This is a genomic window from Streptomyces sp. NPDC093510 (assembly GCF_040683555.1).
Classification (GTDB): domain Bacteria; phylum Actinomycetota; class Actinomycetes; order Streptomycetales; family Streptomycetaceae; genus Streptomyces.
This window is the reverse complement of record NZ_JBFBEE010000032.1, coordinates 95360-109671: the sequence shown is the minus strand read 5'-3', so window position 1 is coordinate 109671 and position 14312 is coordinate 95360. Positions and strand designations below refer to the sequence as shown.

At 70.0% G+C, this 14312-nt stretch carries 14 protein-coding genes and 1 pseudogene; 10 read left to right on the top strand and 5 right to left on the bottom strand.

The annotated features are described in order from the left end of the window. Positions 1-433: pseudogene (locus AB0N81_RS36415) on the bottom strand (hypothetical protein); the annotation flags it as partial. An 18-nt stretch (positions 434-451) separates the two neighbouring features. On the opposite strand from AB0N81_RS36415, the gene AB0N81_RS36410 reads away from it, so the two are divergent. Beyond that, the gene (locus tag AB0N81_RS36410; RefSeq protein WP_365366176.1) at positions 452-790 is read left to right on the top strand and encodes an SCO5717 family growth-regulating ATPase; all 339 of its coding nucleotides are present in this window, start codon (positions 452-454) and stop codon (positions 788-790) included. Here the strand turns inward: AB0N81_RS36410 and AB0N81_RS36405 are convergent. Then, on the bottom strand, positions 783-2123 hold the full coding sequence (locus tag AB0N81_RS36405) for a tetratricopeptide repeat protein (RefSeq protein ID WP_365366174.1): 1341 nt from the start codon (positions 2121-2123) through the stop codon (positions 783-785). The two genes, AB0N81_RS36410 and AB0N81_RS36405, sit on opposite strands and share 8 nt — an antisense overlap. A 662-nt stretch (positions 2124-2785) precedes the next feature. Between AB0N81_RS36405 and AB0N81_RS36400 the strand changes: the two genes are divergently transcribed. After that, a complete protein-coding gene (locus AB0N81_RS36400; protein ID WP_365366172.1) occupies positions 2786-3379 on the top strand; it encodes a hypothetical protein in 594 nt (197 codons plus the stop codon). On the opposite strand, the gene AB0N81_RS36395 is transcribed toward AB0N81_RS36400, so the two are convergent. The 3 genes from AB0N81_RS36395 to AB0N81_RS36385 all read right to left on the bottom strand — a co-directional run bounded on the left by AB0N81_RS36395 (position 3376) and on the right by AB0N81_RS36385 (position 6658). Continuing rightward, entirely contained in the window at positions 3376-3777 is a 402-nt protein-coding gene (locus AB0N81_RS36395; RefSeq protein ID WP_365366170.1) for a hypothetical protein, read from the bottom strand. The genes AB0N81_RS36400 and AB0N81_RS36395 overlap by 4 nt on opposite strands. Positions 3778-3862: 85 nt before the next feature. Further along, positions 3863-5344, bottom strand: coding sequence for an MFS transporter (locus AB0N81_RS36390; protein WP_365366168.1), 1482 nt, complete (start codon positions 5342-5344; stop codon positions 3863-3865). 387 nt (positions 5345-5731) lie between these two features. Beyond that, a complete protein-coding gene (locus AB0N81_RS36385; RefSeq protein ID WP_365366166.1) occupies positions 5732-6658 on the bottom strand; it encodes a bifunctional DNA primase/polymerase in 927 nt (308 codons plus the stop codon). 408 nt (positions 6659-7066) lie between these two features. Between AB0N81_RS36385 and AB0N81_RS36380 the strand changes: the two genes are divergently transcribed. The 8 genes from AB0N81_RS36380 (at position 7067) to AB0N81_RS36345 (ending at position 14300) form a co-directional block, all read left to right on the top strand. After that, positions 7067-7378 (top strand): hypothetical protein, encoded by a 312-nt coding sequence (locus AB0N81_RS36380; RefSeq protein ID WP_365366164.1) that lies wholly within the window; start codon positions 7067-7069, stop codon positions 7376-7378. Between the two features lie 257 nt (positions 7379-7635). Beyond that, on the top strand, positions 7636-8805 hold the full coding sequence (locus AB0N81_RS36375; RefSeq protein WP_365366162.1) for an acyl-CoA dehydrogenase family protein: 1170 nt from the start codon (positions 7636-7638) through the stop codon (positions 8803-8805). A gap of 86 nt (positions 8806-8891) precedes the next feature. Further along, positions 8892-9896 (top strand): bifunctional MaoC family dehydratase N-terminal/OB-fold nucleic acid binding domain-containing protein, encoded by a 1005-nt coding sequence (locus AB0N81_RS36370; RefSeq protein ID WP_365366189.1) that lies wholly within the window; start codon positions 8892-8894, stop codon positions 9894-9896. Position 9897: 1 nt separating this feature from the next. Then, positions 9898-10926, top strand: a complete 1029-nt coding sequence (locus AB0N81_RS36365) for an acyl-CoA dehydrogenase family protein (RefSeq protein WP_365366160.1) — start codon at positions 9898-9900, stop codon at positions 10924-10926. Between the two features lie 149 nt (positions 10927-11075). Beyond that, on the top strand, positions 11076-11483 hold the full coding sequence (locus AB0N81_RS36360; RefSeq protein WP_365366187.1) for a MaoC family dehydratase: 408 nt from the start codon (positions 11076-11078) through the stop codon (positions 11481-11483). Continuing rightward, complete coding sequence (locus AB0N81_RS36355) at positions 11480-12646, top strand: lipid-transfer protein (RefSeq protein ID WP_365366158.1); 1167 nt, start codon at positions 11480-11482, stop codon at positions 12644-12646. Before AB0N81_RS36360 ends, AB0N81_RS36355 begins: the two co-directional genes overlap by 4 nt. 52 nt (positions 12647-12698) lie before the next feature. Beyond that, positions 12699-13535: a glycoside hydrolase domain-containing protein gene (locus AB0N81_RS36350; protein WP_365366156.1), complete on the top strand. Its 837-nt coding sequence runs from the start codon at positions 12699-12701 to the stop codon at positions 13533-13535. Between the two features lie 183 nt (positions 13536-13718). Continuing rightward, a complete protein-coding gene (locus AB0N81_RS36345; protein ID WP_365366154.1) occupies positions 13719-14300 on the top strand; it encodes a SigE family RNA polymerase sigma factor in 582 nt (193 codons plus the stop codon). Positions 14301-14312: the final 12 nt, after the last annotated feature.

Genomic DNA, 14312 nt, shown 5'->3' with positions numbered 1-14312 from the left:
CATGTCGGTCACTTGGCGGGGAAGGCCTCCTTCCTCTCGGTTGCCTTCGCTGGTTCCGGAGCGGCTTGCAGGCCGCACCCATTTCCCCGTAGTAGAAGTCGGCGGCCCCGGGCTCGTGCTTGCCATCCTCGAACGCTTTACGCAGCGCCCGGTACACCGGTGCCAGTTGCAGCGGACCGACGTGGTCAGCGCCGGACGGGGCCGCTTGCCAGCCGGGGGCCGCAGCTAGCTGCCGCGCCCGCCAGTGGTGTTCTTCGACGAGGGTGCGCCGCTGGGTGAACCGTGCGAGGTGCCAGCCCCGCCGGTGCACGGAGCGCGGGACAGTGCTGAAGAGGCAAGCGCCCTCCAGCCGCAGTTGGTCCAGGTGCACGGTCCCGGTGAACAGGCACCCCGTCAGGTCGACGTTGGCGAGCACCAGGTGGGCCGCATCCACTCCGCGTAGCGAGGTGATATGCACTGCGACGTCGGACGTGTCGGACGCCGCGGTAAGAGGCTCTTCTACCATCTGGCGGCCGGGGGCATGCGGTTCGGTGAGAAGCGCCTTGAACGTGCTGCGAGACGAAGGGCTCATCCGCACCATCCACGGCGCGGTAGCTTCGTCGCCGATGTCGGTGAGACCACGGGTGAGTTCAAAATCGACTACACCCCACCTGCCTGGTACCTGGCCAACGACAGCGAAGCCAAGCCGGAGGGAGAAGCCGACCGCGGAACGCGGGCCTGGAGTCCCGGCACGGCCGGCCTCGTGGGTCAGCGCGCCGCTCATCGGGTCGAGGCGGAACAGATCAGCTGACCAAAGCTGGGGGTGCGATCGTTCGCGCTCGGTCGTAGAGATCGCGGGCCGCAGCATTCTTCAGGTGCGGCCGAATCAGGCTGAACATCGTCTTCACGCGATCGTCGGCCCGCCCGGATTGGACCATGGGGTAGTCGTCGAGCGCCTGGTGCCAGGTGGCACAAGCCGCTTCCAAGTGGCCTACCTCCAACTGTCGTTCCGCGAGCGTGGCACGGTGCCGAACCCGTGCCCGCCGGTAGACGCTGAAGCGGACCTTGTCTGATTGCTGCATGGCTTCGACGGCTCCGGGCACGTCACCGAGTTCGTAACGCACCTGGCTGATGTGGTAGTTGAGCGACGACGGATCGTACGAGCCGAACGCTTTGCCGCGAGATTCCGCGCGGTCCATGGCGGCCTCTGCCTCCCGGATGTACCGAAGGGCGCTCGCACGGTCACCCGTCTGCGCCGCCGTGTGCGCTTGCTGACCGGCCAGGAAGGCCCGCATCCGAGGGCCGGCCTTCGGGGATGCTGCGGCAGCGGCGTCCGCCAGTTCCATAGCCTTGGACCCGTGGTGCAGATCGACCGCTTGCACACTCATGCCACGCAAGGTCGTGCAGTACGTGAGGTGATCCTCAGCCGCTCCAGCCAGCTTCAAAGCCTTGACGTAGTAGCGCTGAGCGAGCCCGTGGAGACCTTCATCCACGGCCATGTATCCAGTCAGGTACAGCAGGTCGGAGGCAGCGGATTGCATCGCTTGCCGGACATCGGCGGGAGCATCGGCGCGCAGGTACGAGGCGACCGTGTTGACCATGAAAGAGGCCGCCATGGGGCGGGCGTGACGTCCGCCGAATTGGTCGTCCAGCTCTGAGACGCGCTCGGTCATCGCTATGACCATGTCTACTTCGTTCATGCCGATGCGTGACGCGCGGCCGGACTGCACGGCCTCAGCACGTCCGATCACGTCGGGCCACCCGGGGATCGTCAAGGCGACCGAGAACAGGCCCGCGCCCAGGACTCTGCGGCGGGACGGGTCCATATCTTGCCTCCCCAGATCGATCAGCCCTTCCACGGTATCCGCGGGCACAGGGGAGTGATCGGGGGGAACGGGCAGGCCCGCTTCAGCATGCGTGACCGGACGGCCGAGCCGACGGGAGAAGACTTCGAGGATGCAACCCCGCACAACGTCACGTGGAACGGTGCCGCCAAGCCAGTGGCTCACGGCTGACTCGTCGTAGCGCAAGGGGGTGCCGGTCTCCGTGCCTATGCGGTTTACGGCCCGTGCGAACTGGCGGTACGTCCAACGGCTCTCGGCGAGCAGGTGGCCGAGCGCTCCGTTCGGGTCGCGCTTCGCCATGACTCTCAACTCCCCACGCTCTTGCGTGCTTTCAAGGCTTTCAAGTCCCGAGGGTGCTGCAACGGTACCGCCGTGCGTGGTCGCGCGGTTGCGTAGAGCACACGAAAGATCGGCGAACCGCTCGCCACAGACATCTCCGCCGAAGGGCTGAGTCATGAGAAGCGAAGCGCGGGCAGTACTTGCCCGGATGACCGAGAAACAGGGCACAGACGGAGTGCTGAAGCTCGATGCTGCTGACGGGCACGAGCCGCCCCCGGGGTCGATGAAGTACCTACCGTGCCAGTGCCCCCAGCATCGAGCCCGTCAGGCACAGGACACCGCCAGCGGTGTGCTCCGAGCCAAGGTTCGAGAGGCCAATGAACGCAGTGCGGGCGAACAGCCGTGAGCCGGTTAGCCGCCCGCGTGACGAGCTACGCCGGGCCCCTCCTGATCATCACCATCTCGGCGTCGATCGGATTCGTACTCGGCGTGACTGCCGCAGGCCCGGCCACCCCATGAACTCCTTCCTGGCCGCGTGAATGTGGCTCCCCCACGGGCGGCCAGGGAGGGCAGTACTGCCGCCCACATACGGCGGTAGCCCCCCGTCCGACTGCCTTGGCGTGACGGCGGTTGGCAGCCGGACGGGCCCACCGATGCACCAACCAACGAAGGAGAGTGCAGCAGTGTCCGCAACGCTAGTACGGCCCGCCCCGGAGATTGTGGCGCGGCGAGCTCGCGACATCCTCGCGATCGTCGAGGCTGACCGCGAGTTCGACCGCCTGCGCACGGCGTGCGCGAAGTACGACGAGGACTGGCAGAGCTTCACGGGGTACGCCCTGGTGGATGGGTTCGACGTCGCGAAGGACACCGAGCCTCTGTTCCCCGAGGCCATGCGTGCCATGGCGATCAAGTCGGCCATCTACGAGATGGCGGACCAGAACGAGGAGGCCGCCGAGATTCCCGTGGCGGTGCCGGTCGACGAGATGATCCACGCGCTCGCCGCTCAGTTCACCGTGCTCTGCCGCATCCAGGACCGTACGAACATCAAGTTCGTGCACGCCACCGACTGCGAGGTCATCGGCGAGTGGGATCACGGCGACTACACCCACCAGGTCTACCGGGAGGCGTGGGGACCGATGAACGAGCGCTACTGGTTCGGCAAGGAGGAGACCGCCAGGCGCAAGGCGGTCGTCACCGCGAAGTACGGCCCGATCGGCGTCCTTGACGGTGGCCGCCGCTTCGCTCCCGGCTTCCCCATGGCGAGCCAGGAGCGCTAGTTGAAGGCACGGCGTAGCGCCAGAGTCGCGTCGACCTCCGGGAAGGCTCGCCGGATCTCACGGTCTGCCAGGTCGATCAGCAGCTCCAGCGCACCAGGTGCTGCGCCGTGCACCAGTTCACGCAGGTACTCATCAAGGTCGGCGACGTCAGCGGGTAGCGCTACGTCCCCGAGCAGAGCCACCCCGTCCGTCTTGTACGGCGCGGGCGGTAGCCCCACCTTCTCTGGATGAACACAGACAGGCACACCACGCAGGGTGTACCTGTGGCCGTCCTCCGGGTTGAAGGGGCACTCACGAGACGGACGCTCGACCACGTCGAACTCACCGAGCGGGAAGAGTCGCGACGGACAGATGCCGCACGCGCGGTGGCCGTCACCGGAGACGAATGCCTCAGCCATGGGCGGCAGCGTAGCGTGGTCGACGTGGCGGGACAGCAGCTCTAGGAGGCCCACACCCGCGCGGGTGACGGCCCCTTTTTCGTCATCAGCAATCGGCTGGGTTGTTCGCCCGCTTGGGCAGGCAGAACAGCAGGACCCACATCAGGGCGAGGAGGCTGCCGACCCACCACAGCACGGTGATGAACGCGTCGCGGTTGAGCCCGGCGTCGAGGGAGCCGTCGGTGGTGGCGAAGAACACCAGGGCGGTCAGCGCGGTACCGAGGGCGATGCCCAGGTGCATGACGGTGTTGAACAGGCCCGAGGCCGATCCGGCGTCCTCGTGCGGCACTCGCGCCAGCGACATGTCGGCGAGCGGGCCGCCGACCATGCCGAGGCCGAACCCGATCAGTACCACCGGAGCGGTCATCGCCGGCAGGGTCAAGGCCGCCTGGCCCGCGTCGATCTGGAGCCCGTAGGCAGCCATCGAGGCCAGGGTGATGAGGGCACCGGCCTGTGGCAGCCGGCGGGCGAAGCGCCCGCCGCTCTTCGCCACGACCGTCGCACCAGTCAGCTCTCCGAGGGAGAGCAGCACGAAGGCCAGGGCCGCGTGGAAGGGGCTCATGCCCAGCCCACGTTGGAGGTAGAGCGTCCAGGTCATGAAGAACAGCCCGCACAGCAGACCGTGCATCAGCTGCGCGGCCATGCCGCCGGAGAACTGCCGACTCCGGAAGAGGGACAGGGCCACGAGGGGTGCGTTGCCCTGTTTGCGCTGCTGGTGGCGGAGGAAGGCGCCGAGGACGAGAACGCCCGCGGCGAGCAGGGTGAAGCACCACAGCGGCCAGTGATGCAGGTGCCCCTCGGTGAGAGGGAAGACGATCAGGACCATGGCCAACGCGGACAGCAGCATGCCGGTGAGGTCGAGCCGGTCGGCCTTCTTCACGGTCGACTCGGGGATGAACCTGCGTCCCAGGAGGATCACGGCGAGGCCGACGGGCACGTTGACCAGGAAGATCGGCCGCCAGGACATCCCGAACAGGTCCGCCTCGGTCAGCAGACCGCCCATCACCGGGCCCAGAACATTGGCGAGTGACATGACGGCTCCGTACAGGCCGAACACCTTGCTGCGGTTCTGTCCCTCGAAGGTGACATGAAGGGTGGCCAGGATCTGCGGGATCATCACGGCCACTCCCACGCCCTGGAGCGCGCGGGCGGCGATCAGCACGCCCGGCCCGGCAGCGAGGCCGCACAGCAGCGAGGCCGCGGTGAACACGACGGTGCCGATGAGCAGGACCCTGCGCCGGCCGTAGAGGTCGCCGAGGCGTCCGCCGGTGATCAGCCCGACGGCGATGGGCAGTGAATAGCCGGTGGTCAGCCACTGCACCGTGTCCGGTCCGGCGCCAGTGGACTCCTGGATGGCGGGCAGGGCGGTGAGGACGACCGACTGGTCGATCATGTCCATCAGCTCGGCGCCCAGGAGCACCAAGAGGGCGGTCCAGGCAGCCAGGCCCATCTTCGACAAGCCAGGTACTGGGCGGGTTGGGGACTGGGTGGTGTGCTGCGGCTCGTTGTCGAGCGCGGAGGAAGACACGACGGGAACTCCTGATCCAAAGGAATCGGGGAGCCCTGCCGAAAGCCGCACCGGGGCCGGAAAACACGAAACCCGGGGCAGACGGCAGAGCTGCACCCGGGAAAAGACAGAAAACTGCGGGGGTGACGCAACTCAGACCAGCGCGACGTCCGCCCCCGGACACGTGCGACAAGACAGCACGTGGGGAACGCGGACGACTACTTGGCCTGGTTGATAGGACGTCACCTCAAGATCGACGCAGAAGGAACAGGAACTCCAGCCACTGCTGCCGAAACCTCCGGCGCAGAAGCCTGACCACTTTATGACATCTCGGGGCCCTTCGTACAGCAGATAGTGCGCGGGCTGTCTGCTGAGCAGGAGGTGAGGTCACATCACGGGCGTATGCGGTCACGCATGGCCCGTGAGGCGGGCCGCCGAGGCGATGGTCGAGTGGGCCTCGCGTTCGGTGAGGCCTACACGGAGTGCCGCTTCCGTGAGGTGGGGGGCCAGGGTTTCGCCGAAGCCGTTCTCGTAGGCGCGGCAGGCTGCCCAGAAGAGGCGGGTGTTGCGCTGGCCCTCGTGTGCGGCGAGGACGAATTGGACCAAGCCGTGGCCGCGTTGGGGCTCTGGGGCGGGGTGTCCGGCCGGTGAGTGGCTGACCGGCGAGTTTTCGGCCGGGGGGTGGCCGGTCGGTCGGGTTGCGTGCTGGGGGGTGCGGGGCGGGGGCGTGAGCAGGCGCAGCAGGGACGGGGGACAGTGCGCTGGTGGCAGGCGTGCCGTGCCGGGCGCTGTGCTGTAGAGGCCGTGCTCGGTGCGGGAGCCGGGGCCGACGAGGTAGCCGCCCGCGCCCCGGATGTCGATGCCGGGGGCCAGCCGGCCGGCCGAGTTGGGGATCACTGTGTCGGGCGGCCCCGCCAGCCAGATGTGGCGGCCGCCGCTGGGCGTGATCACTACGACGGTGTCGGGGATCGTGAAGAGGTGGCGCAGCGCCAGTTCGCGCAGGGCCGCCGAGGCGTCCGTACCGGACTTGGTGTCCAGGTCGATGCCGATCAGATGGTGTGGGGGCAGCCCGCAGGCGATGCCGTAGCCGGTGGCCCATGGGGCGGCGGCGAAGAGTTCGCGGATGCGGCGTGGGTCGGTCGTCGCGTCGTACACACCGTGTCCGACACGTCCGCATTCGCCGTGGCAGAGGGCGGGCCGGGGGTCTTCGTGGTGGGGGGAGCGCAGGGCCGGGAGCTTGGTGCGGGACAGCGGGATCACCGCGAGGCCGCGTTCGGCGGCCGACAGGGCGTGGGCGAGCGCGAGGGTGGTGGCATGGCGGTCGGTGGTGGCCATGACTTCATTTTCGTACGCATGTTCGAAGAAGGGAAGGGGGAGCGGTCGGGGAATGGGCCGGACGGGGTGGTCGGGGAGGGGGCGCCGCCCCTGCGCGCGGTCTGCGCGGAGGGTGGTGCAGGAACGCTTCGTCCCTTGCGGCGTATGGCCTGAGCTGCGGTCCGGCCGGAGGTGCGCGAACGTCGTGAGAGGCCGTCGGGGGCGCTAGGAGCGTTTATCGATATGTCATCACGCTTGCGGGGGAATCGCGGCTTCCTGGGTGGTTCGCCGGGGATTCGGTGGGCAACTCTGGACTCGCGACGTCGTGCAGCGCACTCCGGGGCGGTCGGCCAACTGCCTTGGATCAAGCCGTACTTCCGGTGCGCCCGGCCTCGGCCGGCGCGTATCTCCAGCTCTGGAGGAAAAGACATGGCAAGCATCCGTACCGCCCGCATCATCGCGGCCGCCGCGGCCGTACCGCTGGCTGCCGCGCTCTTCTCGGGCGTCGCGACGGCCGACAACGGAGCCTTCGCGAACAACGGATCGAACGCGGGTGTCGCGACCGTGAACGGCAGTGGTGTCGGCGACGACAACGGCGGCAACTCGTCCACGACGCAGCAGCAGGCCGTCGGCAACGGGGCCTCCAACCAGAACAACACCGCCCAGGCGAACGGTCCGGGGTTCACGGCGATCGACCAGTCGAACGACAACCTCGCGGTCAACTTCGCCCAGCTCTGGTGAGCCGGTGGCCCCTGGACCCGCTCGGGACGGCTCCAAGGGGCGCGAGCTGTGGGGTGTGACGGTCTGTGCGGCGGTGTTACGACACCGCCGCACAGGCGTGTTCCCTCCCCCCGGGGCGTCTCTTCCGGGACCGGGGGCGTCTCTTCCGGGGACGTATCTCCTCCGGAGGAGCGGCGGCGGGTGATCCCTTGACACCGGCACGGTAACTGACGGACAGTCAGAAAGCCTTGTCGGTACGAGAAGGAGAGGCCGCCCCCGTGCACCTCGCCCCCACCGAACGCCAGCGCCGACTCCGTGCCGAACTGCGCTCCTACTTCCGGGACGTGATGCCCGAAGGGCCGCCCGACGGCGCGGACGCGCAGGGACGGCGCCGACTGCTGCGACGGATCGGCGCCGACGGCATGCTCGGGCTCGGCTGGCCCGTCGAGTACGGCGGGCAAGGGCGGGGCGCCGACGAGCAGTTCGTCTTCTTCGACGAGGCATACCGCGCGGGCGCCCCGGTGTCGATGGTCACCTTGAACACCGTCGGCCCGACCCTCATGAAGTACGGCACCGAGGAGCAGAAGGCCACCTTTCTGCCCGGCATCCTCAGCGGCGACCTGGTCTTCGCGATCGGCTACAGCGAGCCGTCCGCCGGCACGGACCTGGCGTCGCTGCGGACCCGGGCCGTGCGCGACCGTGACGGTGACAGCTGGCGGATCGACGGGCAGAAGATCTTCACGTCGAACGCGCAGGACGCCGACTGGATCTGGCTTGCCTGCCGCACCGACCCGGACGCGCCGAAGCACCAGGGCATCTCCATCCTCCTCGTGCCGACCGGCGACCCCGGCTTCTCCTGGACGCCGATCGAGACGGTGGGCGGGCTGACGACGACGGCGACGTACTACGACGGCGTCCGGGTGCCCGCCGCGAACCTCGTCGGTGAGGAGAACGGCGGCTGGGGTCTCATCACCAACCAGCTCAACCACGAGCGGGTGGCGCTCGCCGCGATCGGCATGCAGGCCGAGGACTTCTACGCGGCGGCGCTGGACCGGGCGCGGACGCCCGATCCACTGACGGGCGAGCGCCGGATCGACGCGCCGTGGGTGCGGTCGAGACTGGCCGAGGTGCATGCCCGTCTCGCGGCGACGCGCCTGCTCAACTGGCGTCTGGTGGGCGATGTGGGCGCCGGCCGACTGGCGCCGGGCGACGCGAGCGGCGTGAAGTTCACCGGGACCGAGTCGGCGGTGGAGGTGTACCGCATGTGCCAGGAGGTCGCGGGCGAGGCGGGCCTCGTGCGGGCCGGTTCGCCGGGCGGTCTCGGGGACGGTGAGCTGGAGCGGATGAACAGGGCCGCGCAGATCAACACGTTCGGGGGCGGGGTGAGCGAGGTGCAGCGCGAGATCGTCGCGACGATGCGGCTCGGTATGCGGAGGGGGCGGCGGTGACGCCGGTGACGGCAGTGGCGAAGGGGAACGCGGTGACGCCGGTGGCGGAGGGGAACGCGGTGGCGGCGGTGGCGGAGGGGAACGCAGTGGCGGCAGGGACGGCGGTGCGGGACATCGCGTACGAGGAGTTGAAGGCGTTCGAGGGCAGGGCGGCGGCCGAGGCGGGCCGCGGCAAGGACCCGGTCAACGAACCCATGATCAGGCACTGGTGCGAGGCGATGGGTGACACTCATCCCGCCTACACGGGCGCGGACCCGGTGGCGCCCCCGACGATGTTGCAGGTCTGGACGATGGGCGGCCTCTCCGGCCACGGCGGCCACGGCGGCCACGGCGGCCACGGCGGCCACGGCGGCCACGGCGGCCGCTCGGAGGCCTACGGCGAGTTGTTCGGCCTGCTCGACGGTGCCGGTTACACCTCGGTGGTCGCCACCGACTGCGAGCAGGAGTATCTGCGGGCGCTGCGGCCGGGCGAGGAGATCACTTTCGACGCGGTGATCGAGTCGGTGTCGGAGCGCAAGACGACCAAGCTGGGCACGGGGCACTTCGTCACGACACGGATGGACGTCCGCGCGGACGGCGAACTCGCGGGAACACACCGCTTCCGCATCCTCAAGTACGCCCCGGCGCGACGGAGACCCGAAGGCGAGCGGCCCCGCCCGGTCGTCAACCGCGACAACGCGGGCTTCTGGGAAGGCGTCGCCGGGCACCGCCTGCTCATCCAGCGCTGCGGCGGCTGCGGCACGCTCCGCTTCCCCTGGCTGCCCGGCTGCAACGCGTGCGGTTCGCCCGAGTGGGACACGGTCGAGGCGAGCGGCGAGGGCACCGTCTATTCGTACGTCGTGATGCACCACCCGCCCTTCCCCGCCTTCGACCCTCCGTACGCCGTGGTGCTCGTCGAGCTGGCGGAGGGCGTGCGCGTCATCAGCAACCTCACCGGGGTGCCGCACGACAAGGTGCGGATCGGGATGCCCGTGCGCCTCGTGTTCGAGCGGGTGGACGCGGAGTTGGAGCTCCCCCTGTTCCGGCATCTGGAAGGCGCGGAGGCCGCCGGGGGCTCGTCGCGGCCGGCCGCGGAGCGAGGAGGTGGCTGACATGGACTTCACGCCCACGGAGGAGCAGGCGGCCGCGCGCGGCCTCGCCGGAGAGATCTTCGCCGACCTGGCCACACCGGAGCGGCTCGCGGCGGCGGGCACCGGTTCGGACCCCGAGCTGTGGAAGGCCCTGTGCGCGGCGGGGCTGCCGGGTGCGGTGGAGGACATCGGGCTGCTCGGCCTGGTGCTGCTCCTCGAGGAGCAGGGGCGGGTGACGGCACAGGTTCCCTTCGCGGCGAGCTGTGTCTACGGCCTGCTCGCGGTGGCCGCGCACGGCACGGCCGAGCAGCGGTCCCGGCTGCTGCCGCCGCTCCGGCAGGGAAGCGCGGTCGCCACGGGTGCGTTTCCCGCCCGGAGCGGGGTGGAGGCGGCCCCGGACGGGACGCTGAGCGGCACGGTGGGGTGGGTGCCGTGGCTGCGGGACGCGACGCAGGTCCTGGTGGCGGCGGCCGACCGGACCCTGTGGCTGGTGCGGGTCGCCGACGCGTGTGTGGAGCCGGTCGAACTGACCGCGCCCTGGGCAGCGGGCCGGCTGGCCTTGGACCGGGCGCCCGGGGAGCGGCTGGGCGGCCCCGGAGCCTACGAGGACGTGCGGGCCGCCGCGCGGACGGCCTTCGCCGGGCTGCAGGCCGGGGTGTGCGCGGGATCGCTGGCCCGCGCGGTGACCCACACGAACGAGCGCGAGCAGTTCGGCCGCCCCCTCGCCGCGAAGCAGGCCGTCCAACTGCGCGCCGCCGACGCCCATATGGACACCGAGGCGATCAGAGTCACGGCCTACGAGGCGGCCTGGCGCCGTGACGCCGGTCTGCCGTACGGCACGCACGCGCTGACCGCCGCCTGGTGGGCGTCGGAGGCGGGCAAGCGCGTCGTGCACGCGGGCCAGCACCTGCACGGCGGCACGGGCGCCGACCTCGACCACCCCGCGCACCGGCACTTCCTGTGGGGGCGGCAGCTGGACGCGTACCTGGGGTGCGGCAGCGAAGCCCTGGAGGAACTGGGCGAGTTGATCGCGAAGGAGGAGCCGGCATGAAAGAGGACGTCGGCACAGAAGAGGCGACCGGGGCGAAGGCGGGTGCCCATGCGGAGGTGGCCGGGGCGAAAGCGGGTGCCCACGCGGAGGCGGCCGGGGTGAAAGCGGGTGCCCACGCGGAGGTGGCCGGGGCCAAGGCGGGCTTCGGCGTGGCGAAAGGAGAGGAGCTGCCGTCGCTGGAAGTTCCGATCACCCGCACGCTGATCGTCGCCGGAGCCATCGCGTCCCGCGACTACCAGGACGTGCACCACGACGCGGAGCTCGCGCGGGCCAAGGGCTCCCCCGACGTCTTCATGAACATCCTGACGACCAACGGCCTGGTCGGACGGTACGTCACCGATCACTTCGGTCCCACCGCCGTGCTCCGCAAGGTGGCGATACGCCTCGGTGCGCCCAACTATCCGGGAGACACGATGGTGCTGACCGGCGTAGTCGAGGACGTCGAGGCGGGGCCCGGCGGTGACACGGCCGTCGTCAAGGTCGTCGGGGCCAACGGCATCGGCAAGCACGTGACCGGCACCGTCACGGTCACCGTTCCCGCGGGAGGCACCGCATGAGCGTCCGTACGCGCGACAGCCTCGGCGGAAAGGCCGCCGTCGTCGGCATCGGGGCGACCGAGTTCTCCAAGGACTCGGGGCGCAGCGAGCTCAAGCTGGCCGTGGAGGCGGTGGGCGCCGCGCTCGACGACGCCGGGCTCACCCCGGCCGACGTCGACGGCATGGTCACCTTCACCATGGACACCAGCCCGGAGATCACGGTCGCCCAGGCGGCGGGCATCGGGGAGCTGTCCTTCTTCTCCCGCGTCCACTACGGCGGCGGCGCGGCCTGCGCCACCGTCCAGCAGGCGGCCCTCGCGGTGGCGTCCGGAGTGGCGGAGGTCGTCGTCTGCTATCGCGCGTTCAACGAACGTTCGGGGCGCAGATTCGGCTCCGGGGTGCAGCGGCGCGAGCCGTCCGCCGAGGGCGCGGCGCTGGGCTGGGCCCTGCCGTTCGGACTGCTGACCCCCGCCTCCTGGGTGGCGATGGCGGCTCAGCGCTACCTCCACACGTACGGTCTGACGCCTGACGCCTTCGGCCAGGTGGCCGTCATGGACCGGAAGTACGCGGCCACCAACCCCGCGGCGTACTTCCACGGGAAGCCGATCACGCTGGAGGACCATGCCGCGTCGCGCTGGATCGTCGAGCCCCTGCGTCTGCTGGACTGCTGTCAGGAGACGGACGGCGGCCAGGCCGTCGTCGTGACGAGCGTGGAGCGGGCCCGCGACCTCCCGCGTCCGCCGGCCGTGATCGCGGCGGCGGCCCAGGGCGCGGGTCGTGCCCAGGAGCAGATGACCAGCTTCTACCGCGACGACCTGAGCGGGCTTCCCGAGATGGGAGTGGTGGCGAAGCAGCTGTGGCGCACCTCCGGGCTGGCTCCGGAGGACATCGACGTCGGAATCCTCTACGACCACTTCACACCGTTCGTGCTGATGCAGCTGGAGGAGTTCGGGTTCTGCGCACCCGGGGAAGCGGCGGGCTTCGTCGCCGAGGAGCGGCTGCCCATGAACACGCACGGCGGCCAGTTGGGGGAGGCCTATCTGCACGGCATGAACGGCATCGCGGAGGCCGTCCGGCAGGTGCGCGGCACCTCCGTGAACCAGCTGCCCGGCGCCGCGCTCACTCTGGTCACCGCGGGCACCGGCGTCCCCACATCGGGGCTGATTCTGCGGTCGGACGGCTGAACGCGGCGCGTCTACCTGACACGGGACGGGTTCCGGCCCTTTCACTCGGCGTATGCGTCTCCAAAAAATGATCATTGGACTCGTCCTCGTCCTGACGGTCCTGACCGTGGATCTGACCGCCTCGCCGCCGGGTGCCGCGTCCGACCGCCCCGCCGGCAAGGCCCCCGCCGGGGTGTCGACCTTCCGCGGCTGGGCCTTCGACACCTGCCACACCCAGTCCATCGACACCATGCGACGCTGGCGGCAGTCCAAGTACCGCGCGGTCGGCGTGTACTACGCGGGGCGCGGCCGGGCCTGCAAGCGCCAGCCGCATCTGAACCACAGCTGGCTGCGCGAGGTGAAGCGGATGGGCTGGAAGGTCCTTCCGGTGTACGTCGGGTCGCAGTCGCCGTGCGTCGTGGCGAAGAACAAGAAGCACATCCGCATGGGGCGGTACCCCTGGCGTCAGGGGAGGAACGAGGGCCGTGACGCGGTCCGCACGGCGAAGGCGATGGGCATCCGGCAGCGGAGTCCGCTCTATCTGGACATGGAGGCGTACACCTACCGCCAGAAGAACTGCGCGCACACCACGCTCGCCTTCGTCCGCTCCTGGAACCGCGAAGTGCGCAGACACGGCTACGTCCCCGGCTTCTACAGCAGCGCCGACGCCGGTGTGCGGCACATGGACCTGGCGCGGCGCTCGGGCGTGCGCGATCTGCCGTCGGTGATGTGGTTCGCGCGCTGGCACACCCCGCCCCACCTGTACCGGGAGCCCGCGCTGAGCAGCAACGCGTGGCGTCCGGCACGGCGTATCCACCAGTACGCGGGGAACGTGAAGGAGCGGCACGGCGGGCGCACCGTGGTGATCGACCGCAATCTGGTGCACGCCCCCGTGGCACGCATCAGCTAGCGGGGGCGGCCGTCCGGGCGGGCTGTCCGTCCGGGCGGCTCTCGGGGGTCAACCCTCAGGGACGTGCTCCGCCTCCTCCACCTGTAGGAGGTGGAGCCAGCACCACTCGTACAACCTGAGGCGGACACGGCTTCGGGACCTGCGGCCGATCCGCGAAGTAGGGGGCGCTTCTAGCGTGGAGCCATGACCGCATCCATGGTGTCCGTGTGCACCAGCGCTTCCAAGGCCGCGACGCGGGGCACGGGTCCGACACGGGCCACCGGGCCCTGCGCGTACCCGTCGTTCGCGTCCTACGTGCGGGCCCGCCAGCCCGTACTGCTGCGCACCGCCCGCTCGCTGACCGCGAATCCGAGCGATGCCGAGGACCTGCTGCAGACCGCGCTCACCAAGACGTACGTGGCGTGGGACCGGATAGAGGACCACCGCGCGCTCGACGGCTATGTGCGCCGGGCCCTGCTGAACACGCGCACGTCGCAGTGGCGCAAGCGCAAGGTCGACGAGTTCGCGTGCGACGAGCTGCCGGAGCCCGAGGTGACGCCGGCCGGGGACCCGGCCGAGCAGCAGGTGCTCCGTGACGCGATGTGGCGCGCGATCATGAAGCTGCCGGCGCGGCAGCGCGCGATGGTCGTCCTCAGGTATTACGAGGATCTGAGTGAGGCGCAGACCGCCGAGGTGCTCGGGGTGTCGATCGGCACCGTCAAGAGCGCGGTGTCGCGAGCGCTCGGCAAGCTCCGTGAGGACCCGGAGCTCACGCCGGTCCGCTGAGCGGCCACGGTG